This window comes from Streptomyces nodosus (genome assembly GCF_008704995.1).
Taxonomy (GTDB): Bacteria; Actinomycetota; Actinomycetes; order Streptomycetales; family Streptomycetaceae; genus Streptomyces; species Streptomyces nodosus.
In genome coordinates this window covers 1,127,199-1,148,268 of sequence record NZ_CP023747.1, presented here as the reverse complement: position 1 = coordinate 1,148,268, position 21,070 = coordinate 1,127,199, and the positions used below count along the sequence as shown (strand labels likewise).

Here is a 21,070-nt window from a genome sequence, read left to right as displayed (position 1 = left end):
GAATCGCACAAGGGTGCACAGTGGTGTGTTTCGGACTGCTCGCTTTCCGTTCCCGCACCCGGGAGCAGGTGTTTTCGGTACCGGGAAACTCCGTTGCGGCGTAGCACCAGCATCGCTCACCATGCGTTCATGAGCACGACGGGGGAGACCGGCCGTGGGCCGGAAGAGGCCGTGCGCGACGCGCTCACGGCGCCCACGGGGGTGGCGCCGTGAGCGCGCGCCTGCGCGGGATCGCGCAACGGACCCAGGAGATCGTCGAGGCGGGCGTCTACCGCGCCGACGACGGACGTACGGTGACCATCGCCGCGGCGGTCGAGGCCGCCCGGGCCGGCACCCGGCTGTTCGGACCCGACCCGGTGGGGACACCGGAAGTGGCCCGTGCCGTCACGCTCTTCGAGGTCACCGGGGAGAGCAGCCTGGAAGCGGCCCGGCGCCTGGTCGGCCGTTCGGGTGATCCCGTGGCCGTCCTCACCTTCGCCTCGGCGCGGAACCCGGGCGGCGGCTTCCTCAACGGCGCACAGGCCCAGGAGGAGGCCCTGTGCCGGGCCTCCGCGCTGTACGCCTGCGTGCGCGAGGCGAGGGAGTTCTACGACCACCACCGGGCGCACCGCGACCCGTTCTACACGGACCGCGTCATCCATTCACCCGCCGTGCCCGTCTTCCGCGACGACCGCGGACGCCTGCTCGGCACACCGTACGAGGCGGGCTTCCTGACGGCCGCGGCGCCGAACGCCGGTGTGGTGCTGCGCAGCACGCCGGAGCGCGCGGACGCCCTGCCGGGTGCCCTGGTGGCCCGGGCCGAGCGGGTCCTGGAGACCGCGGCCGCCTGCGGCTACCGGCGCCTGGTGCTGGGCGCATGGGGCTGCGGGGTGTTCCGGAACGCCCCGGCGCAGGTGGCCGGGGCGTTCCATGAACTGCTGGTCGAGGGGCGTTTCCAGGGGTACTTCGAGGAGGTCGTCTTCGCCGTCCTCGACCGCACTGAGGACGCGGCCACCCGGGGCGCGTTCCTGAGCGCCTTCGGGGAGGTGTGCGCCCGCTGACCCGGGCGCTCAGGACCAGCCGTACCGCTCCTGGAGATGGTGCACCACCAGATTGAACCGGCCACGGTCCAGCGCGCACGCCTCCCGGCGCATACCGGCGTCGTGCAACCGCATGACGCGCTCTATGTACACCCAGGAGTCGCGCTCCGACCGGTCCCAGGGGCCGTGGCCGATCGGCACCCAGTGGCGCGGATCCCCGTGGGCGTGTGTGCCGTCGTGCCGCTTGCTGGTCAGTTGCACGGCGAGCAGCGTCCCGGCCGCCTCCCGGGCCACCACGAGCACCGGGCGGTCCTTGCCGCGGCCGTCGTTCTCCTCGAACGGCACCCAGGTCCAGACGATCTCGCCGGGGTCCGGGTCGCCGTCGTGCGCGGGCGCGTACTCGGTCCGCACCGGCCCCACGTCATGGGGATCGGCCTCGGTGGTCGCGGAGGGGCCGTAGCGGCCGGGAACGTCTTCGTCGGTGAAGTCGGTAAAGGCAGTCACCCGGATCACGTTAGAACGTCACCGCCGGCGCCCGCCGAGCGGGTCGGGACGGGGTGAGACCGCGTCAACTGCCCCCTTTGTCCCCGGCGTTACGGCTGGGGCGGGTTGTCCCGGTCCTGCTGGCTCCGCATCTGCTCCCGGAGCGCGTCCGGGCCCTTGTCGACCCGACCGCCCTGGTCGCCCTGGGGCCTGTCCTGGACACCCTGGGGTGTCTGTTCCTCGTGGCCCTTCAGCATCCGCTTGAGCTTGTCCATCATGGACATCGTGGCCTCCTTGCGGGTCTGGTCCCTCTTCCAGGATCGGCGCCCCACGCCGCTGCTGCATCCCCAGCGGCCCTGGTGACGCGATCCCGGCGGCGAGGCGGATCCGGACCCCGCACACCGCCGGGGCCGTGCCGCGGTCCGTGGGACGGCTCCTGTGCGGCACGGGCGTGCACCGCCGGGTCCGGCGCATCGTCGTCGGAGGATCTGGAGGATCTGGGGATCTGGACGGTCCGGAGGGTCCGGAGGGTCCGGAGAGCCGCCCGGATCGAGGACGGGCCCTCTTTCCGCCGTGCGGCCCGGCCCGTGTCCGGCCGGTCGGGAGCGCCTCGGCCGTCCGCGGGGGCGGTCCCGTCAGCGCTTGTACAGGTCGTCGTCCGGCAGCCAGGCGTCCCCGGCGTTGATGCCGAGGTCGCCGACCCCCGCGGCCAGGGCGTCGACGACGGCCCGTACCGCGGTGCGTCCGTCGTCGCCCCGCCAGACCGCGGACCAGGTCCAATAGGCCTTGGGTGCGATCAGGGGGCGGCGTACCAGGCCGGGCGGGAGGGGAGCGGTCCGGTCCTCGGGGCAGCCGACGACCGGACGGCGGCTGCGGCGGACCTGGTCGAGGAACGCGGCATCGGTGACGCCGCCGTCCGGGACACGGACCGCGCGGGCGCCGGTGTCCTCGGACAGCCTGCGGGCGAAGGCGTTCCAGGACGCCCGGGAGACGGTGTCCTCGTAGAGGAGCACCGCGCAGTCCCGGGCCGGTATGCCGCCGTCCTCAAGACCGCCGTCGGTGCGCTCGCGGGACACGGCGTGGAGCCGGTCGGCGCCGATGAGCCGGGCCCCCAGGTCCTGGCGCGCCAGGTCCCCGGTGCGTATCCAGCACACGGCGACATCGAGGCTGCCGTCCGCGACCCGGGCCGCCTGGGCGTGGGAGGGCGCGACCCTGGCGTCGACATGCAGTTGGGCCGCCACGGCGGTGCGTGCGGTCAGGTCCGGGGGCAGCCAGTTGACATGGCCGAGCCGCACCGGCTCGGACCGGGCGAGCCGGCCGGCCCGCAGCCGGAGATCGTCGGCCCGTTCCACCAGGGCGCGGACCTGGGGGAGCAGGGCCGCACCGGCGGGGGAGAGGGACATCGAACGGTGGTCGCGATCGAACAGTCGTACGTCGAGATCGCGTTCGAGAGTCTTGAGCTGCTGTGCCAGGAAAGGGCCGGTGACCAGCAGGTGCTCGGCGGCCCGGCCGATGTCCAGCTCTTCGGCAACCGCGAGGAAGTACCGCAACTGGCGCAGTTCCACGCTTGTCATGCTACGTCGGTGGGGGGCCACCTCCACCGGCGAGTGACCCTGTCGGACCGTACGCGGTCGCGCTACCGTCGGGTCCCCGGGGGCGAGGGGGGAGACCGCTCGGTGATGTCGCTCCCCCGAGTACCGGCACGAAGCCTCAGACCTGGAGCCGCACATGACCACCGCACGGGACCTGCTGATCGTCGCTCTGGACGCCGGCCCGGGCCGGCGTGCCGAACCGGGCGATCTGTCCCTCGCGCTCGCCGGAGCCGAACTGCTCGACCTCAGGGACGCCCGGGCCCTGACCCTGGACGGAGACCTCCTGGTGCCGGGCGACCCGCCCGCGACGGACGACCGGCTGCTGCGCGAGGCCGCCTCCGCACTCGTCCGGCAGACGCCCCGTGAGCCGGTCGAGGACTGGCTGTGGCGCCGAGGGCGCGATCTCGCCTCCGCCTATCTGGCCGCCTTCGAGGAGGAGGGCCGTTTCACCCGTCAGCGCCGCCGCTGGCTGCCGTCCTGGACCGGTGAGGCGGCGCTGGTCGATTCCCCCGCCCGGCAGCAGGCCACGGACCGGTCGGCGGCAGACGAACCGGTGCTCGCCACCCTCACCTCGACCATCGGGATCCGCGAGGCGCCCGCGGCGGGGCTGCCGGACGAGACCGACACGGAGGTGGTGACGATCCTGACGGCCGTCGACGACGCCGTGACGGAGCTGACGGCGGTACGGCAGCGGCGCGCCATCGAGAAGGCGGCCTTCGACAACATCTGGCGGGGCCCCTGAGGACATCCCCGGCGAGGTCGGCGCCGCCGGCCGGTTCCGGTCACGGCGCCGGCGGCCGCCCCAGGGCCGCCTTGACCTCTCTGGTGCGGTCGTCGGCGAGGACCTCGCCCCGGCCTTCGGCGAGCGCGCGCATGGTCTGCTCGGCGACCTCCGCGGCTGTGATCTTCGGTGCGTCCGTCCAGGCGCTCAGCTCCGTGTCCACGAAACCGGCGTGCACCGCGACCACCAGGGTGCCCTGCTCCCGCAGTCCTTCGCGCAGTGCGTTGGTCAACGACCACTCGGCCGCCTTGGAGGCCGCGTAGCCGGCCCAGCCGGGCCGGGCGGCCCAGGACGCCACCGAGAGCATGTTCACCAGGGCGCCGCCGCCGTTGCGTGCCAGGACGGGGGCGAAGGCGCGGGAGACGGCCCAGGTGCCGAAGAAGTTGACCTCCATCGCCTGCCGGGCGCCGTCCAGGTCGCCTTCGAGGAGCGTGGTGCCCCAGCCGCCCACCCCGGCGTTGTTGATCACCACGGTGACGTCGTCCGCCGCGGCGACGGCCGCCGCGATCTCCCCGGGGTCGGTGACGTCCAGGCGCAACGGGGTGACGCCGGCGTCGGCCACGCTCTCCGGGTCGCGCGCGGCGGCGTAGACCTTGGCCGCGCCGTGGTCGAGCAGCGCCCGGGCGAAGGCCCTGCCGATACCGCGGTTCGCGCCCGTCACCAGGGCCACCGATCCAGTGATGTCCATCGCGCTTCCTTCGCCGTAGTGGGAGACGCCGACTCCCGGACTCCGTAGGGGCGTTCGGAGGTGGGCCGAGTCCGGGCCGCCGCCTCCCGGCCGCGGGCGACCGTACCGTGGCCGTCCGTCCCCCCTTCACCATCACGCGCGACACGGCCGATCGCACCCCCGAAACGGCTTCGGGCGTACGGGATCCCCCTCCCGTACGCCCGACGTCCCACGCCCCGGCCGTCCGGTACCCGAGGGTCAGCTCTCGTCCTCCTCCACCTCGATCCGCTCCGGCCGCCGTGAGGGGACCACGTCGGGGCCGGCCGCCCCGGTGCCCGTCGCCCCGTTCCCGTTCTTGTTCATCGACGACAGCAGGTGACGCGCGAGACCCAGACCGGTACCGCCCATCGTCAGGGCCTTGGTGAAGGTCTCGGCCATGCCGTCGGCGCCGTTGAGCAGCACCATGTTGTCGACACTGCCGAAGGCGGACGCGCCCGCCTGCACGATCTCCGGCCACTTCTCGGCGAGTTGCTGGGCGATCACGGCCTCCTGGTTCTCCGCGAGCGCCCCGGCGCGGGCCTTGATGGCCTCCGCCTCCGCGAGACCCCCGGCCCGGGCCGCCTCGGCGGTGGCCAGACCCCTCGCCCGAGCCGCGGCGGCCTCCGCCTCACCGGTGGCCCGGGTCGCCGCCGCGGTCGCCTCACCCCGCGTCCTGGTCGCCTCCGCCTCCGCGCCCGCGGCCGTCTTGACCCGGGTCGCCTCGGCCACAGCCGCCAGCTCGGTCTCCCTGGCGGTGGCCTGCGCCGCCGAGATCCGCGCATCCCGCTCGGCCTCGGCCAGGGTGCGCCTCTCGTAGGCCGCCGCGTCCGCGGGCTTGCGGACGTCCGCCTGGAGCTGCTGCTCACGACGGTGCGCCTCGAGCTCCGCGACGCGGGTCTCCTGCACCACGACCTCCTGACGGGCCGCCGCGTCCGCGAGTGGACCGGCCTGGCGCGCCTTCGCACCCGCCTTGTCGCGCTCCGCCTGATAGCCGGCCTGGAGGATCTCGCTGTCCCGGGTCGCCTCCGCCATCCGTGCGAACGACTGCTGCTCCGCCTCGGTGGCGAGACGATTGGCCTCCGCCTGCGCGATGCGCGCGTCCCGCTGCACCGCCGCGGCGTGCGGTGCGGCCAGGTTCTGGATGTAACCCGTCGGGTCCTCGATCTCATGGATCTGCAGGGAGTCAACGATCAGGCCGAGCTTCTCCATCTCGGTGCCGCAGGCGGCCCGGGTCTGCCCGGTGAGCTTCTCCCGGTCCCGGATCATGTCCTCGACCGTCAGACCGCCCACGATGGAGCGGAGATGACCCGCGAACACATTGTGGACCCGCTCCGCCATCAGCTTCTGCTGGTCGAGGAAGCGCCGTGCGGCATTGGCGATCGACACCAGGTCGTCGCCCACCTTGAAGATGACCACGCCCCGCACCTTCAGCGGAATGCCCTGGTGGGTCACGCAGTCCACCTGCAGTTCGGTCTCGTTGAGATCGAGGGACAGCTTGCGCACCGCCTGCACACCGGGCAGCACCAGCGTGCCGCGCCCGGTGACGATGCGGAAACCCATGCCCTCCTCGAGGCCTTCGGTCCGGTGTGCCGAACCGGAGATGATCAGTGCCTCGTTGGGCTCAGCGACGCGCCACATCAGCTTGAAGATCCCGACGAGCAGGATCAGCGCGAGAACTGCCGCCCCCGCGACGACGCCCATGACCATCGGTCCACGCCCCCTCCGCCTGGTGCCGGGTCGGCACCGAACGAGGGGAGTGTGCGCCCGCGGAGGCCCGAGGTGAAGACGTCGCGGGCGTCTTGTCACCGTCCTGATGGGTCCGGCCTCGGGCCGCCCGGCGGCGGGCTCAACCGTCGTACACCGTCTCCACATACACGGTCCGCGGCGGAAGGTACTCCACCACCATGATCAGCGTGCCCGGCTCGATACGGCCCGTGCCGTGCGCGGGGTGGGCCAGGAAGTGCTCGGCGCCGCCACGCACCCGGACGATCACCTCGCCGACCAGACCGGGCCCGACGGCACCGGTGACACGCCCCAGCAGACCGACCATCGACGCATCGCCCATGGTCACAGCGTACGGCCCCAACGGCCTTGTGCCGCCCGGGCGTCGGCGGCGGATTCCGGTGACGGACCACCCCGGGCCGCACGCGTCCTCGGGGCGGCGACGCGCCGGGGCCCGGTGCCCGTGACCCCGGGCGTTCTGCCAAGATGCGTACGTCATGGTGCATTTACCGGAACAGCCCGTACCTTCGTCGCCCGCACCCACCGCCGTGCCGACGAGTGCCGATGTGGCACGCCTGGCCGGAGTCTCGCGCGCGACCGTCTCGTACGTCCTGAACAACACCAGCGCCGTACGCATCAGCGAAGCCACGCGCCGCCGTGTCCACGAGGCCGCCGAGGAGTTGGGGTACGTCCCGCACGCCGCCGCCCGCAGTCTGCGCGCCGGGCACAGCCGTATGGTGCTCATGCCCGCGCCTCGGGTCCCGGTGGGCCCGCTGCACAGCCAGTTCTTCAACGATCTCCAGTGGGCCCTCGGCCGTTTCGACTACACCGTGGTGCAGTACGGCGGCATCGGCCTGAACGGCGACGAGGCCGCCCGCGCCTGGGCCGAACTGCGCCCGGTCGCGGTGGTGGTGCCCGACGGCGGACTGGGCCCCCGGGGAGTGCACATCCTCAAGCGCTCCGGAGCGCGTGCCGTCGTCACCCTGGGCCCCGAACGCGTCGAGGGCGCCCATGCGCTGCTGCTGGACCATGTCGGGGTCGGACACAGCGCCGGGGCGCATCTGCTGGCCCGGGGACGCCGTCGCATCGGGGTCGTCGTCCCGGGCGAACCCGGACTTGAGCACTTCTCCAGGCCCCGCCTCGCGGGGGTGCGGCGCGCCCTGGAGGGCACCGGCGCGACCGTCACCGAGCTTCCGCTGACCTACGAGGAGGAGGCCGCCGCCCGGCTCGCCGGGCGCTGGCGCTCCCTGGGCCTGGACGCCGTCTTCGCCTACAACGACGAGTACGCGATGCTGCTGATGCGCGCCCTGCTGGACGCCGGCGTGGACATCCCGGCGGGAACGGCCGTGGTCGGTGCCGACGACCTGATGCTGGGGCGGCTGCTGCGGCCCCGGCTGAGCACCGTCCACATCGAACTGCCGTCCGGACGCGATCTGGCCGAGCTGGTCGACCGTGTGGTGCGCGACCCCGGCGGCGTACCGGAGGTGCACCAGGTGCTCGGAGCGCGCGTCGTCCACCGGGAATCGAGCTGAGCGGCCGGCGAGCCGGACGTCAGTGACCGTTCTGCTCGGCCTTGGACTGCTGCTCGGCGACCGCCTGGCGGACCTCGTCCATGTCCAGCTTCCGCGCCTGCCCGATGACGTCGTCGAGAGCGGACTGCGGCAGTGCACCCGGCTGGGCGAAGACCGCCACCCGGTCCCGGACGATCATCAGCGTCGGGATCGACTGGATACCGAAGGCCGCCGCCAGCTCGGGCTGCGCCTCGGTGTCCACCTTGCCGAACACCAGGTCCGGGTTCTCCGCCGCGGCCTTCTCGTACACGGGGGCGAACTGACGGCACGGCCCACACCAGGACGCCCAGAAGTCGATCAGGACGAATTCGTTGTCCTGGACCGTCTGGTCGAAGTTCTCCTTGGTGAGCTCCACGGTGCTGCTCATGTCGTTGTCCCTCTTTCTGGTGGCGTTCTGGTGTCCGGTCCGAGCCGCTGTCCACAACGGCGGCACAGCGGCATGTATTCCACACGTGTTCCGCGCGCGTACCCGTGTGGCCACCGCGCACACCACCCACCAGACTGGCCCTATGACGGAAACCGAATCCATCGCCTACGACGTCGTGGTGCTCGGCGCCGGGCCCGTGGGGGAGAACGTCGCCGACCGCACCCGAGCAGCCGGCCTCGCCACCGCGATCGTGGAGAGAGAACTGGTCGGCGGCGAGTGCTCGTACTGGGCGTGCATCCCCAGCAAGGCGCTGCTGCGCCCGGTGATCGCCCGCGCCGACGCCCGCCGGGTCCCCGGGGTCGACGGTGTGGCGGGACCCCTCGACGCGCCCGCGGTCCTGGCCCACCGCGACCATGAGGTCGGGAACTGGCACGACGACGGACAGGTCGCCTGGCTGGACGGCATCGGAGCCGATCTGTACCGGGGACACGCCCGGCTGGCCGGGCCGCGCACCGTCACGGTGACCGGCCCCGACGGCGAACAGCACGTCCTCACCGCCCGGCACGCGGTCGCCGTGTGCACCGGAAGTGGTGCCCGGCTGCCGGACCTGCCGGGACTCGCCGAGGTGAAACCGTGGACCAGCCGCGAGGCCACGGGCGCCAAGTCGGTGCCCGGCCGGCTGATCATCGTGGGCGGCGGTGTGGTGGCGAGCGAGATGGCCACGGCCTGGCACGCCCTGGGCTCCGAGGTGACCGTTCTGGTCCGCGGCAAGGGCCTGCTGCCGCGCATGGAGCCCTTCGCCGGCGAACTGGTCGCCGAGGCGCTCGCGGAGGCCGGGGTGGACCTGCGCACCGGGACCTCGGTGGAGTCGGTGCGGCGGGAGGGCGACACCGTCGTGGTCGTCACGGACTCCGGGGACCGCCTGGAGGCGGACGAGATCCTCTTCGCCACCGGCCGGGTGCCCCATACGGACGACATCGGACTGGAGACCGTCGGTCTGGAACCGGGCTCCTGGCTGGAGGTCGACGACACCCTGCGGGTCACGGACAGCGACTGGCTCTATGCGCTCGGCGATGTCAACCACCGTGCACTCCTCACCCACCAGGGGAAGTACCAGGCGCGGATCGCGGGCGCGGTGATCGCGGCCCGCGCGGCGGGCGTCCCCCTGCTGGAGACCGATCCCTGGGGCGCCCACGCCGCGACCGCCGACCATGCGGCGGTCCCGCAGGTGGTCTTCACCGACCCGGAGGCGGCGGCCGTGGGTCTCTCCCTGGCCGAGGCGGAACAGGCGGGCCGCCGGGTGCGCGCGGTGGACGTCGACCTGACCTCGGTCGAGGGGGCGATCCTGTACGCGGACGGCTACCGGGGCCGCGCCCGAATGGTCGTCGACCTGGACAGCGAGACCCTGCTGGGCGTCACCTTCGTGGGCCCCGGCGTCGGCGAACTGATCCACTCCGCGAGCGTCGCGGTCGCCGGCGAGGTGCCGATCGACCGCCTGTGGCACGCGGTCCCGTCCTTCCCGACGATCAGCGAGGTCTGGCTGCGCCTGCTGGAGGCGTACCGGGGCTGACGGCTGCGGCGTCGGTCGTACGGGGGGGAAAAACAGACGGTCCCCCCGTACGACCGCACACCGGGCCGGGCCCGCCCGGAGCCCGGCAGCGCGAGTGGGCGCCGGGGCGACCGCTGCCGGTGCCCCGGACCCCGGCTCAGCCGGGCAGGGGGAACCCCAGTTCAGCGGCGGCCCGTTCAGGTGTCGGCTGGGCCCAGCGCGCCGCCACCGCCTCATTGGTCGACAGCGAGCGCACCTCCGCCCGGTCCAGATAGAGCGTGCCGTCCAGATGGTCCGTCTCGTGCTGGACGATACGGGCCGGCCAGCCCGTGAACTCCTCGTCCACCTCTGCCCCGTGCTCGTCCAGCGCCCGCAGCCGCACCCGGGCGTGCCGGGCCACCACGGCCTGCCAGCCCGGCACGCTCAGACAGCCCTCGAAGAACGCGGCCCGTTCGGTGCCGACCGCCTCGTACGAGGGGTTGACGAGCACCCGGAAGGGCTGCGGCACCCGTCCCCGCACGGCCCGGATGTCCTCGGGCACGGGCGCCGGGTCCTCGATCACGGCGATCCGCACCCCCACCCCGACCTGCGGGGCCGCGAGCCCCACCCCGGGCGCGGCGTGCATCGTGGTGCGCAGCGCCGCCACGAAGCGGGCCAGCAGGGCGGGCGACAGCTGCCCCTCGAAGGGTTCGGCGGCACGGCGCAGCACCGGATGACCGGCGGCCACGATCGGCAACGGGCCGCCTGCCGCGAGGAGTTGCTCGACACGCTCGGCGATCGGGAGGGCGTGCGGGTCGGTGCGGTCGACTTCGGATGCCATCGCGCCAGCATGACAGGCGGATCACGGACGCGCACGGCCCGCCGGGGCCTCCGCGGCCTCGGGCCGGGGCGCCTCCGGGACGTGCCCGCCGGGCGTCGCGGGGCGGACGGTCCCTTCGGAACACGCCCCGAGGCGGCCGCCGGGTAGCGTGGTGCGGCACGCAGCACGCGGCAGGCACGCCGGAGGGAGACGGTCATGGCACAGCGCGAGCAACCGCGCCACGGATCCCGGCGGCGGGCACAGGGGGAGCTGGAGGGCCAGGTGCTCGGGGCGCTGCGCCAGGCCGACGCCCCGGTGACCGCGGCCTGGGTGCAGCAGCACCTGGGCGGGGATCTCGCCTACACCACCGTCGTCACGATCCTGACCCGGCTGCTGGCCAAGGACGCCGTCTCCCGGGAACGGCAGGGACGTTCCTTCGTCTGGACACCCACCGCGGACGTACCGGGGCTCACCGCGCTCAAGATGCGCCGGCTGCTCGACGGCGACCGCGACCGCGAAGCCGTCCTCGCCAGCTTCTTCACCGCACTGTCCCCGGACGACGAGCAACTGCTGCGCGCCCTCCTGGACGCCACGGACACACCGGACGCAGCGGACATGGCGGACGGCCGTACGGAGGGCTGACGTCTCATGGGGATCTTCGCCCTGCTGCCGCTGGTTCTGCCGCTCACCGCCTGGCCCGTGGCACGGCTGGCCGAACTGCATCTGCACCCGCGCACGGCCACCCGGCTGCTCACCGGTGTCGCCTCCGTCATGGCCGTGTGCAGCACCCTCTGTCTCGCGCTGCTCATGGTCGTCGGCACCGCCCGGCTGCCGGGCAATCCCCTGCCGGACGGCTGGTCCGGCCCCGAGGTGAGGAACGCCGTGCCGTACGACGAGATCGTGGGCACCGCGGCGATCCCGGCACTCGCCCTGGTCGTGGCCGGCTGCGCACGGGCGCTGTGGCGTCACCGGTGGACCGTCCGCCGGGCGCACCGCACGCTGGCCGGGCTGCCGGGCCGCTCGGTGGCCGTACTGCCCGAGACCGAGCCGTACGCCTATGCGCTGCCCGGAGGGGGGTCGCAGGACCGGATCGTCGTCACCACGGCCCTGCTCGACGGGCTCACCTCCGCAGAGCGCCGGGCTTTGTTCGCCCATGAGCGCGCCCATCTGACGGCCCGTCACCACCGTCATCTGCTGGCCGTACGACTCGCGGCCCGCGCCAACCCCTTTCTCGTCCCGCTGCGTACGGCCGTCGTCTACACGGCGGAACGCTGGGCCGACGAGGAGGCGGCCCGCGCGGTGGGCAGCCGCCGGGTGTTGGCCCGGGCGATCGGCAGGGCCGCGCTGCTGTCCCGCGGCACCCCGGCGCCGACGCTGGCGGGGCTGGCGACCGCGGGCCCGGTGCCCCGCCGGGTGGCGGCCCTGCTCGGTCCCGCGCCCGCGCCCCGCACCTGGCCCTCGGTGTTCACCTCGGCGGGACTCGCCGTCTGGGGCGCCGCCGCCGGCACCCTGCTGTCGGCGATGTCCTCGGCCAACTCGGCGGTGACCATGTTCCTGGTCCTGTGCGCGGCGGAGAGCCTCTGAGGAGCCGGATCCCGTGGGCCCCCTTCCGCGCGAGGGACGGCCCGTGCCCGAACACCGGGCACGGGCCGTTGACGTCCGTGGGCGTCCGTCGGCATCCGCCCTCAGCCGTCCACGAAGTCCCCCGCGAGCGCCGCGGCGATTCGCAGATGCGGCCCGGCCTCGTCGTCGCGGCCCTGACGCTGGAGCGTGCGTCCGAGCAGCAGCCGGGCGTAGTGCTCCACCGGCTCGCGCTCCACGATGGTGATCAACTCGGCCTCGGCGCGACCCAGTCGGGCCGAGTGGTAGTAGGCCCGCGCCAGTAGCAGCCGCGGCGCGGTCTGCTCCGGCACCTCGTCGACCAGACCCTCGAGGACCTGTGCCGCGGCGTAGTAGTCCTTGGCGTCGAAGAACATCCGCGCCCGCTCCCAGCGCTCCGCGGGCTCCCCGTGGTCGTAGTACGTCGTCTCCACCGAAGACCTCCTCACGGCGCCGTCAACCGGGGCGGACGGGTGAATATTCCATGGCCCCGGGCACGCCGGCGGCCGTCCGCGCGGTGGACGCCCGCCGCGCGGGCGAGCTTTGTGACGGGCGCGTGGATGGACTGACGCGGCTGCCCGCGCGGGGCTAGGTTGAGCGGTATGAGCAATCTTGATCGCGAGCCGGTGCCTTCCGAGTGCGGCGGCCGCGGGTTCGTGGTGGCGGAGCCGGTGCGTGAGCTGCTCAGCCCCCGTCGGGTACGGCTCGGCGAGTCGACGGAGGTCCGCCGGCTGCTGCCCAACCTGGGCCGCCGGATGGTCGGTGCCTGGTGCTTCGTCGATCACTACGGTCCGGACGACATCGCCGACGAGCCCGGTATGCAGGTCCCGCCGCATCCGCACATGGGGTTGCAGACGGTGAGCTGGCTGCACGAGGGCGAGGTGCTGCACCGTGACTCGACCGGCAGCCTGCGGACCATCCGCCCCCGGCAGCTGGGCCTGATGACCTCGGGCAGGGCGATCAGCCACTCCGAGGAGAGCCCCAGGCCGCACCAGCGCTTTCTGCACGGGGCGCAGCTCTGGGTGGCCCTGCCCGACACCCACCGGCATGTCGAGCCGCACTTCGAGCACCATCCGGAACTGCCCGTGGTCACCGCGCCCGGACTCCGGGCCACGCTGATCCTGGGCGAGGTCGACGGCGCCAGGTCGCCCGGCACCACCTACACACCGATCGTGGGCGCCGACCTGGCCCTGAGCCGCGGCGCGGACGTACGGCTGCCGCTGGACCCGGACTTCGAGTACGCGGTCCTGGCGATGTCCGGCGAGTCCCGTGTCGACGGCGTCCCGGTGCTGCCGGGCTCGATGCTCTACCTGGGCTGCGGCCGCACCGAACTCCCGCTGCGCGCCGAGTCGGACGCGGGCCTGATGCTTCTGGGCGGCGAGCCGTTTGCGGAGGAGCTCGTGATGTGGTGGAACTTCATCGGACGGTCAGCGGAAGACATCGTACAGGCGCGCCAGGACTGGATGGAAGGCCGCCGATTCGGCGAGGTACAGGGATACGACGGCGCTCCGTTGCCCGCTCCGGAGCTGCCGACGGTGCCGCTGAAACCCCGGGGGAATCGCCGCTGACCTGCGAAGGCGCCTGCCTGTTCGGTCGCCGGATGGGCCGGCTGCTCGTAAGGTCTTGCCTCTGTTCTGGGGGTGCTCGACAAAGCGGCGGCTGACTGGTCGGAGGGGCTGACCGAGGTGACCGCCGATCCAAAGTACCGCCGTCTGTGGGTAGCTGTAGGAGTCCCTATGCTGACCCAATGCTGATCTTTCTGACGCTGAGTCAGCTTGCATCAAGGCTTGCCCTCTGTAGTTTTAGCGCCTGCAGCGGGGTTTCGCTGGCTCGGCGGCGACCGAACCGCTGCTGACTCTGGAGGCGGCGGGCTGGGACTACATGTGGAAGTGGGGCGCCTGGCGACACGTTGTGGGGAGTCAACAAGATTCGGACCTCCTCCCTCTGCTTGCCGAACGCGGCATCACGCTGTCCACGAGCCAGGTCTACCGGCTCGTCGTCGAGCGACCGGAGCGACTGAGCCTGAAAATCCTCATGGCTCTGCTCGACATCCTCGACTGCACCATGGACGACCTCATCGAGCCGATCGCGGCGGCCGGGGCAGTGAAGAAGCCGAAGAAGGCAGCCGCCCGTGGCTCGGCGCCCGACGCGGAGGGGCTCGGCGGACTGCGTCCAAAGCGTGCTCGCATCAGAGGAGTTGATCGGCCTTGACCACGGCTGACCAGCTGGATCGCGCCGTCGCGGACCCGATCGGCCTGATCACAGACCTCGTCACCGATGTCGAGAAGGAACTCGGCGCCGAGAGGATCCGGGCCGTGGCCACCGTGGTCGCGGGTGGCCGCGCGAAGTCACGGAGCCTGGCCAAGGCCCTGGCGATGCGACCCGCGCTCCTGACCGACGGCCGGTCCCCGGCACCCCGGGCGATCGGTGATCTGCTCATCGCGCTCCGCAAGGCCGGCGCCTCGGCGATCGCGGCACCGGTCTGCGCCGAGTGCGGCAAGAAGCTGCGAACCCTCCAGCGCAAGGGCCAAGACTGGTACTGCGGAGTCTGCGGGCAGGAGAGAGCCGAGTGCACCGCCTGCGGCAACGTCCGACGCGTCAGCTTCCGCGACCGCAAGGGCCCGCCCCGCTGCAAGATGTGTCCCGACAACGACGACCGTGATCCTGCCGCGGTCGTCCACGAACTGATCACCGCGATCGCCCCTGGTGCCGACGGCGATGCGGTCGCCGAGGCCCTCCGCCGGTCGGCACCCCACCGACCTCACCATCGCCAGAGAGTGGTCTGGGTCCTGGAGGAAAACCCTCGCCTGCTGACAGGGGAGGGACACCTGGCGCCACACCGCGCCATCCTGCGGTTCATCGACCTGCTGCACGAGGCCGGGGTCGCCGGGATCGTCCGGCCCGGCTGCCCTCGCCGCCACCGGGTGGTCCGCATCGACAAGCCACTGGACGGGCAGCGCGTCTGCCGCAACTGCATCGCCAAGTCCCGCATCGAAGAATGCGTACGCTGCGGCGCCCGGCGGGAACCGGCCACCCGCGACGCCGACGGGCGACCACTGTGTCCGAGCTGCCTGGTCAAGGACCCGGCGAACCTGGAGACGTGCATCGTCTGCGGCGAGTCACGCATGGTCAGCAACCGCACCGCGGACGGGCCGATCTGCCCGAACTGCCGTCCCCTGCCCATCCTGCTCTGTTCGATCTGCGGTCGCACCGCACCCTGCATGCTCTCGAAGCTCACCGGCCTGCCTCGCTGCGGCGGCTGTGACAGGCGCCAAGCTCACTGCACCGGTTGCGGACGAATGCGCGGCATACACTCCGGCACCGCCGACGCCCCCGTCTGCGGCCCCTGCACCACGCCGGACGCCGAGCTCTGGCGCCCCTGTCCCACTTGCGGACAAGCCGAACGGCTGCACGCACCGGGACCGTGCCCCCGCTGCAGCCTCAAGCAGCGGCTCCACGAACTCCTCGCCGATGGCACCGGCTCCATAAACCCGAAGCTACAGCTCCTTCACGACGCCCTGGGCGACACCGAGCGGGCCGGCACCGCGATGCGCTGGCTCTCCAAGGGCATCGTCTCCACCGTCCTGTCCGATCTTGGCTCCGGCCGCCGGCCTCTCACTCACAAGGCCCTGGACGAGCTTCCTGAAGGCAAGGTCGTCGAGCACATCCGCAGCGTCCTCGTCGCCACCGGAGTCCTGCCCCAGCGAGATGAGCAGATGGTCCGTCTCGAACGGCACGTGAAGGACCTCGTCTCCTCCCACGCGACGGCCGAGGGCCGGAAAATCCTGCACCGGTACGCGACGTGGCATCTCCTGCGCCGGCTCCGCCGACGCAGCCGCGGCAAGGACATCACGCACTACCAAATCACGGTCGCCCGCCAGCATCTGCGGGCGGCAGTCCACCTCCTGGACTGGCTCGAAGAACATAACCTCACCCTGGCCACCTGCCGCCAGGCCGACCTTGAACGCTGGATGACCAGCGACGACGCCCGCCACCGCCGGGAGGCAGGCCACTTCGTGCGCTGGACCCTGGCCCAGAAGATCGCCCGCGATCTCAGCTTCCCGGCCGTCAGATGGAACGGCCCCTCCCAGGCGATGGACGACGAAGCCCGCTGGGACACCGCCCGCCGCCTGCTGCACGACGACACCCTCAAACCCGAAGACCGCTTTGCAGGGTTGCTGTTGCTCCTCTATGCCCAGTGGCCCGCGGCGATCTCCCGGCTCACCATCGACCACATCGAGGAGACGGACGGAGCCGTTCGCATCCGCCTCGGCGCCGTCCCAGTGGAGCTTCCCGCACCCGTCGCTGACCTGGCCCTGCAACAGGTCGCGGTTCGCCGCAGCCATGCTGTCCTCGCCCAGACGGACTCACCCTGGCTCTTCCCCGGCGGCCAGCCCGGCCGGCCGATCAGTGCCTGGGCCATGGGCGAACGGCTCCGCAAACTCGGCATCCGCCTCGCGGAAGCCCGCTCGACCGCGCTGTTCCAGCTCGCCACCGAGCTGCCCGCCGCGGTCCTCGCCCGCACCCTCGGCATCGACATCACCGTCGCCGTCAAGTGGCAGCGAGCCGCCGCCGGAGACTGGGCCGCCTACGCCGCTGAGGTCAGCCGCCGCACTTCACCACAACCTCCCATCCACAAACCAGGAGCACCGACATGAGACTCGACGATCACCGCGTGGTCATCACTGCTGCCGGACGCGATTTCGGACGCACCTTGGCCATCCGTCTCGCGGACCTCGGCGCCGAGGTCTTTCTCTCCGCGCGCACTCTTGCCGCCGCTGAACGTGTCCGCGACGAGGTTCACGGCCGGGGACACCAGCAAGTCCACGCCTTCGCTTGCGACCTGACGGACCCGGCCTCGATCCGCGACTTCGCTGTCGACGTCGCCCGGCACACCGACCGCGTCGACGTGCTGATCAACAACGGCTCCCGCTACCTCGAAGGACCGGACCTCCAATCCGCCTCCGACGCCGACGTCGTCGACACCATCGCATCCGGAGCCACCGGAACCGTCCTGACCGTGAAGAACTTCCTCCCTCTCCTGCTCAACTCGGATAAGCCGGACGTGGTGACCATGATCTCCGCCTGCGGAACAGCCGGTCATCACCGCTCGGACGCGCACGACGCCTTCTACGCGGCCAAGAGCGCCCAGGCAGGGTTCGCCGAGATCCTCTCCAAGCGCCTGCGGCCCCAAGGAGTCCGGGTGATCTCCCTGTACCCGCCCGACTTCGACAACCCTGACCCGTTCTCCGAGCAGTGGGAGAACACACCCCGCGAGGCCAATGACGCCCTCACCGCGCAGTCACTCGTGGAGTGCATCCTCTTCGCCGTCACCCAGCCCCGCGACTGTTTCATCAAGGCGTTCCACTTCGAACAGGCCTGACCGATTCCCGGCACGTCCACGCACGGCGACTCACACCGCGGTCCGGGCGGCACATGAGCCCCGGACCGGGGGCATTCAGACAGTTCCAATACCCGACTCCACCATTACATGTCCAGCAGACCCGGGTCGAGGACGCCTGGGTGGCCGGGCAGCAGCGGGCCGCGAAGCGGCTGGAAGGACTTCTGCGATGAAGTGGAACCTGCGGCTGACCGCCGCGAACAAGGGGATCTGGAAAGCCTCCGAGCTCCAGCGCAGCCTGGCCGAGCACGGCCTGGTCATCTCGGCCGGGAAGATGTCCGGGCTGTGGTCCGGCCAGCCGGTCTCCCTCAAGCTGGAGGATCTGGACGTCATCTGCGTCGTCCTCGGCTGCGAGATCGGCGACCTCCTGATCCCCGAGCCGGAGTAGGTGCACCGCCCCGGCCAGGAGGAGACGGTCCGGGCAGCTGTCGGCTCGGGGACCGCCGCGCCGAAGGTGATCCCCAAGCGCCGGGACGGCCGGTCGCTGCCGCCGGAGTGAGTCGGTGGCACGCTTCCCGAAGGGCTACGTCAAGCTGACCAGTTCCTGCCCGGGCTGCCTGGCCTGGGGCGACTTCCGCGGACGGCTCTGCCACACCTGCTACATGTTCGGCCGGGGGCACGACGCGGCGCAATGCACCGGCTGCCGTGCGTCCAGCCGTTGAAGTGGGATTACTGCCGTTTGTGCCGGTGCCAGGCCCGCCTCGGCGCGAAGACAGTCGACGGCCAGCCGGCGGAAGGGGCAGACGTGCGGGAGCGGCTCGCCGCCGTCCGGCACCATGTTCTTCGTCGGGATGCACTACCGCAGAAGACCGACGCCTCCACCCGGCGGAAGGCAAGACGGCGTGGCCCCCGCGCAAACCGCCTCCCGCGCCGGACCCCGGCTGGCGGCAGCCGCCGCTGTTCGAGCAGATCCCCCGGCACTTCGGTTGGCTCGACCCGGCCGATGCAGACCTGGCCAGCCCGTGGCTGGCCTGGGCGAAGTACCTCGCCCACCGGCTCGCCGAGGCCCGCGGCTGGGGACGCAACATCCGCTTCGCGGTCAACCGGGGCCTGGCCGTCGTTCTCACCGGTCACGTCGAAGGCGACGCCATCCGGCACACGGAGATCTTCTCCCCGCTGCGGGCCCTGGACCTGCCCGTCGGCCACGTCGTCGCGGTCCTGGAGGAGATGGGGATCTTCGAGGACGACAGCGAGCCGTCCTTCGAGCGCTGGCTCGTCGGACGCCTGGAAGGGCTGGCAGTCGGCATCCGTTCGGAAGCCGAGCGCTGGACGCGAGTCCTGTGCGACGGCGGCCCCCGCAGTCTCCCGCGAAGGGAGGGCACGGCCTGGCTCTCCCTCAACCAGTCCGTCCGGCCTTGCTGGAGTGGTCGAACCGCTACGACCACCTGCGGGAGGTGACTCGCGACGACGTCCTCGCCCACATGAAAACCGTGGAGGGCCGCCATCAACGTGATCAGCTTGTCGCTCTGCGGTCCCTGTTCACCCGGGCCAAACGGCAGGGGCTGATCTTCCGCAACCCCACCAGCCGGATCAAGGTCGGGCAGCTCCTCGTCCTCCCAGCCCGTCGAGAGCGCCGTGCGCGCCCGGGTGACGTCGGGCCCCTCGGGCTGCCACACCTCTTCGAGCACCGCCAGTCCGGCGGCTCCGCCCCACCGCCAGGCCTCGACCGCCCGGTCCAGCTCCTCCGGCCGGTCGCAGGAGTCCCGCAGCCGCGCGGGCACCCGGGGTGCGGGGTGGGTGGCGGCGATCCGCACGGTGTCCTGCCACCGGCCGAGCGGCCGGGGCGGCTCGCCGCCCGCCCCCAGGATGTACGCGAGGAGTTCCCGGGCGCGTACGGCGGCGTCGGCGACCAGCTGCTCCAGCGGGTCCGCCTCGATGCCGGTGACCGGCTCTGTGTCGTCGTCCGGCGGTTCGGGCAGCGGCGGGAGTGCCGGAAGCGGGGCGGCCGGGCGGGTGTACGCCTCGGCGGCGGGGATCCCCGCAGCGGCCGGACTGTCCGTCAGTTCGTCCGGCTGTCCGCCTGCGAGGTCCGCGCCCTCGCTGGTGTCCTCCGCGTCCCCGGCGTCCGGGACGTCGTCGGCCTCGGTCCCTTCGGCCAGGGCGCGCAGAAGGAGGACGGACTTCAGCTCCTCCAGCGCGGTCGGCCAGTCCCGGCCGCGGACCAGCAGCAGGAGCTGTGGTTCCTCGTCGAGCAGCCAGGAGAACTGGTAGCCGAGCGCGACCGCGTGCGCGCACGGATGGTCCGGTTCGTCGCAGCCGCAGTCCGGTTCCAGCTCGCCGTAGCCCGGAAGCAGCCCCAGCCGGGCGTCCTCCGCGGCCTCCAGGAGGTCCGGCGGCAGCTCCCCGGCGAGCAGCGCCTCCGTCTCCGCAGGCCGGTCCGCGGTCCGTTCCCAGAGCGCGTCCCACTGCTCCTCCGCCGGTTGCGGAAGTCCGAGGACCACCGTGTACGGCTCGTCCGCGCCGTCGTAGACCTGGGCGGCGATGCGCCCCGGTCCGACCGCGAGGGGCCCGAGGCGGCCGGAGCGGGCGACGGTCCGCCCCTTCTTCAGCGGCTCCTCCTCGGGCCAGGCGTCCTCCATCGACTCCACCCAGGCCCGGTGTTTCGCAGCGGGGGCGTGGGTCTAGAACGTTCTGCCTCAACTCCGTAAGAGACGAGTTCGGGAAATGTCTTGACGCTCGGTCGACGCTGTTTCTGACGGAGCGTGAGGTGGTCGTCCTGGATCAGATGGCGCGGGTCAATCGACTTGTCGGGCTCAACCCGTCGAGCAGCGCGTTAGGGCTGTTCTTTGGGCTCGGGCCATACGGCGACAGGTCTCGGGTTGACGTGTGCTGATTGCGCTGGCCTCGTTACCTTGTGTCGTAGGGAGTGCCGAGGTATGCGGGGGCAGGGATGAGCACGGGGGATGCGGTGCATCGAACAGCCGCGGTGGAGCGGGGGATTGCGTCCGCCGATGCGCTCTTCTCTCTGGAGGGCATCCCAGAAGGAGCCGTCGTACCAGAGCCGGAGGGCTTGGCTGCGACTGAGGCAGCAGTCGAGCGACTCGGTAGCCGGTTTGCCGGACTGGACGGTCAAGTACGGCACGCGCTGAGACGTACCCGAGATCACGCAGGCAATCTGTCCAGCGACCGTCTCCAGGGACTCTCGGAGATCGTGCAGAATGCCGAGGACCTTGACGCCACGGACGTACGCATCCTGACAAAGGAAATAGACCACCGCGCGAGCCGGGAGAAGCCTGCGGCGGCGCTCGGCTCTTCCGGTCAACTCCAGTACTTCGTCGACTACTTCAGGTGTGATCTCCTCGGTGAGTACGCCGAGTCGGATTCGGTCGCCGAACTGCGGCTCCAACCGCTTTCGGGGGCTTCGAGGTGGCACCGGCCGGACCGCCGTGGTGACGGCTGGGGCAACAGCGATGGCAGACTGAGCGCCCAACAGGGCTCCCTCGCAGACAAGCGCCCAACAGGGCTCCCTCGCAGACAGTCG

Annotated in this window: 22 protein-coding genes and 1 pseudogene; 12 read left to right on the top strand and 11 right to left on the bottom strand. The window is 72.0% G+C overall.

Features of this window, described 5'->3' with window-relative positions; all coding sequences use genetic code 11:
* Positions 1-209 precede the first annotated feature (209 nt).
* A complete protein-coding gene (locus CP978_RS05170) occupies positions 210-1,040 on the top strand; it encodes a TIGR02452 family protein (RefSeq protein ID WP_043437914.1) in 831 nt (276 codons plus the stop codon).
* 9 nt (positions 1,041-1,049) lie between these two features.
* Here CP978_RS05170 and CP978_RS05165 read toward each other — a convergent pair whose 3' ends face one another.
* The 3 genes from CP978_RS05165 to CP978_RS05155 all read right to left on the bottom strand — a co-directional run bounded on the left by CP978_RS05165 (position 1,050) and on the right by CP978_RS05155 (position 3,076).
* Positions 1,050-1,523, bottom strand: coding sequence for a type II toxin-antitoxin system PemK/MazF family toxin (locus tag CP978_RS05165; RefSeq protein ID WP_043448191.1), 474 nt, complete (start codon positions 1,521-1,523; stop codon positions 1,050-1,052).
* Positions 1,524-1,612: 89 nt separating this feature from the next.
* A complete protein-coding gene (locus tag CP978_RS05160; RefSeq protein ID WP_107070349.1) occupies positions 1,613-1,786 on the bottom strand; it encodes an antitoxin in 174 nt (57 codons plus the stop codon).
* Between the two features lie 351 nt (positions 1,787-2,137).
* On the bottom strand, positions 2,138-3,076 hold the full coding sequence (locus tag CP978_RS05155; RefSeq protein WP_043437912.1) for a LysR family transcriptional regulator: 939 nt from the start codon (positions 3,074-3,076) through the stop codon (positions 2,138-2,140).
* Positions 3,077-3,230: 154 nt separating this feature from the next.
* Here CP978_RS05155 and CP978_RS05150 point away from each other — a divergent pair, with 154 nt between their 5' ends.
* Positions 3,231-3,836, top strand: a complete 606-nt coding sequence (locus CP978_RS05150) for a GOLPH3/VPS74 family protein (RefSeq protein ID WP_043437911.1) — start codon at positions 3,231-3,233, stop codon at positions 3,834-3,836.
* 40 nt (positions 3,837-3,876) lie between these two features.
* Here the strand turns inward: CP978_RS05150 and CP978_RS05145 are convergent, their stop codons facing one another.
* The 3 genes from CP978_RS05145 to CP978_RS05135 form a co-directional block, all read right to left on the bottom strand.
* Entirely contained in the window at positions 3,877-4,563 is a 687-nt protein-coding gene (locus tag CP978_RS05145; protein WP_043437909.1) for an SDR family oxidoreductase, read from the bottom strand.
* 237 nt (positions 4,564-4,800) lie between these two features.
* The gene (locus CP978_RS05140; protein ID WP_043437907.1) at positions 4,801-6,288 is read right to left on the bottom strand and encodes a flotillin family protein; all 1,488 of its coding nucleotides are present in this window, start codon (positions 6,286-6,288) and stop codon (positions 4,801-4,803) included.
* Positions 6,289-6,427: 139 nt separating this feature from the next.
* Positions 6,428-6,646: a hypothetical protein gene (locus tag CP978_RS05135; RefSeq protein ID WP_174498609.1), complete on the bottom strand. Its 219-nt coding sequence runs from the start codon at positions 6,644-6,646 to the stop codon at positions 6,428-6,430.
* A gap of 154 nt (positions 6,647-6,800) precedes the next feature.
* Between CP978_RS05135 and CP978_RS05130 the strand changes: the two genes are divergently transcribed.
* On the top strand, positions 6,801-7,835 hold the full coding sequence (locus CP978_RS05130) for a LacI family DNA-binding transcriptional regulator (protein ID WP_043437905.1): 1,035 nt from the start codon (positions 6,801-6,803) through the stop codon (positions 7,833-7,835).
* A 19-nt stretch (positions 7,836-7,854) separates the two neighbouring features.
* On the opposite strand, the gene trxA is transcribed toward CP978_RS05130, so the two are convergent.
* Positions 7,855-8,241 (bottom strand): thioredoxin, encoded by a 387-nt coding sequence (gene trxA, locus CP978_RS05125; protein ID WP_043437903.1) that lies wholly within the window; start codon positions 8,239-8,241, stop codon positions 7,855-7,857.
* Between the two features lie 142 nt (positions 8,242-8,383).
* On the opposite strand from trxA, the gene CP978_RS05120 reads away from it, so the two are divergent.
* Complete coding sequence (locus CP978_RS05120) at positions 8,384-9,811, top strand: dihydrolipoyl dehydrogenase family protein (RefSeq protein ID WP_043437898.1); 1,428 nt, start codon at positions 8,384-8,386, stop codon at positions 9,809-9,811.
* 136 nt (positions 9,812-9,947) lie between these two features.
* On the opposite strand, the gene CP978_RS05115 is transcribed toward CP978_RS05120, so the two are convergent.
* Positions 9,948-10,610: a peptide deformylase gene (locus CP978_RS05115; RefSeq protein ID WP_043437896.1), complete on the bottom strand. Its 663-nt coding sequence runs from the start codon at positions 10,608-10,610 to the stop codon at positions 9,948-9,950.
* A gap of 195 nt (positions 10,611-10,805) precedes the next feature.
* Here CP978_RS05115 and CP978_RS05110 point away from each other — a divergent pair, with 195 nt between their 5' ends.
* Positions 10,806-11,231, top strand: coding sequence for a BlaI/MecI/CopY family transcriptional regulator (locus tag CP978_RS05110; protein ID WP_043437893.1), 426 nt, complete (start codon positions 10,806-10,808; stop codon positions 11,229-11,231).
* 6 nt (positions 11,232-11,237) lie between these two features.
* Positions 11,238-12,173 carry a M56 family metallopeptidase gene (locus CP978_RS05105; RefSeq protein ID WP_043437890.1) on the top strand — a complete coding sequence of 312 codons (936 nt, stop codon included), beginning with the start codon at positions 11,238-11,240 and terminating at the stop codon, positions 12,171-12,173.
* 101 nt (positions 12,174-12,274) lie between these two features.
* Here the strand turns inward: CP978_RS05105 and CP978_RS05100 are convergent, their stop codons facing one another.
* On the bottom strand, positions 12,275-12,622 hold the full coding sequence (locus CP978_RS05100; protein WP_043437888.1) for a tetratricopeptide repeat protein: 348 nt from the start codon (positions 12,620-12,622) through the stop codon (positions 12,275-12,277).
* 168 nt (positions 12,623-12,790) lie between these two features.
* On the opposite strand from CP978_RS05100, the gene CP978_RS05095 reads away from it, so the two are divergent.
* From CP978_RS05095 to CP978_RS35530, 6 genes and pseudogenes are all read left to right on the top strand, one after another.
* Positions 12,791-13,756 (top strand): pirin family protein, encoded by a 966-nt coding sequence (locus tag CP978_RS05095; protein ID WP_043437885.1) that lies wholly within the window; start codon positions 12,791-12,793, stop codon positions 13,754-13,756.
* Positions 13,757-14,069: 313 nt separating this feature from the next.
* The gene (locus CP978_RS05090; RefSeq protein WP_043437882.1) at positions 14,070-14,399 is read left to right on the top strand and encodes a helix-turn-helix domain-containing protein; all 330 of its coding nucleotides are present in this window, start codon (positions 14,070-14,072) and stop codon (positions 14,397-14,399) included.
* The gene (locus tag CP978_RS05085; protein WP_043437880.1) at positions 14,396-16,846 is read left to right on the top strand and encodes a site-specific integrase; all 2,451 of its coding nucleotides are present in this window, start codon (positions 14,396-14,398) and stop codon (positions 16,844-16,846) included. The genes CP978_RS05090 and CP978_RS05085 overlap by 4 nt, the downstream gene beginning before the upstream one ends.
* Entirely contained in the window at positions 16,843-17,571 is a 729-nt protein-coding gene (locus CP978_RS05080) for an SDR family oxidoreductase (protein ID WP_043437878.1), read from the top strand. Before CP978_RS05085 ends, CP978_RS05080 begins: the two co-directional genes overlap by 4 nt.
* Positions 17,572-17,758: 187 nt before the next feature.
* Positions 17,759-18,088, top strand: a pseudogene (locus tag CP978_RS05070) (helix-turn-helix domain-containing protein).
* 4 nt (positions 18,089-18,092) lie between these two features.
* On the top strand, positions 18,093-18,251 hold the full coding sequence (locus CP978_RS35530) for a hypothetical protein (protein ID WP_227745323.1): 159 nt from the start codon (positions 18,093-18,095) through the stop codon (positions 18,249-18,251).
* Positions 18,252-18,659: 408 nt separating this feature from the next.
* On the opposite strand, the gene CP978_RS05060 is transcribed toward CP978_RS35530, so the two are convergent.
* Together CP978_RS05060 and CP978_RS05055 are read right to left on the bottom strand one after the other, a co-directional pair.
* Positions 18,660-20,177, bottom strand: coding sequence for an SWIM zinc finger family protein (locus CP978_RS05060; protein WP_227745322.1), 1,518 nt, complete (start codon positions 20,175-20,177; stop codon positions 18,660-18,662).
* A gap of 185 nt (positions 20,178-20,362) precedes the next feature.
* Positions 20,363-20,962 (bottom strand): transposase domain-containing protein, encoded by a 600-nt coding sequence (locus tag CP978_RS05055; protein ID WP_227745611.1) that lies wholly within the window; start codon positions 20,960-20,962, stop codon positions 20,363-20,365.
* Positions 20,963-21,070 lie beyond the last annotated feature (108 nt).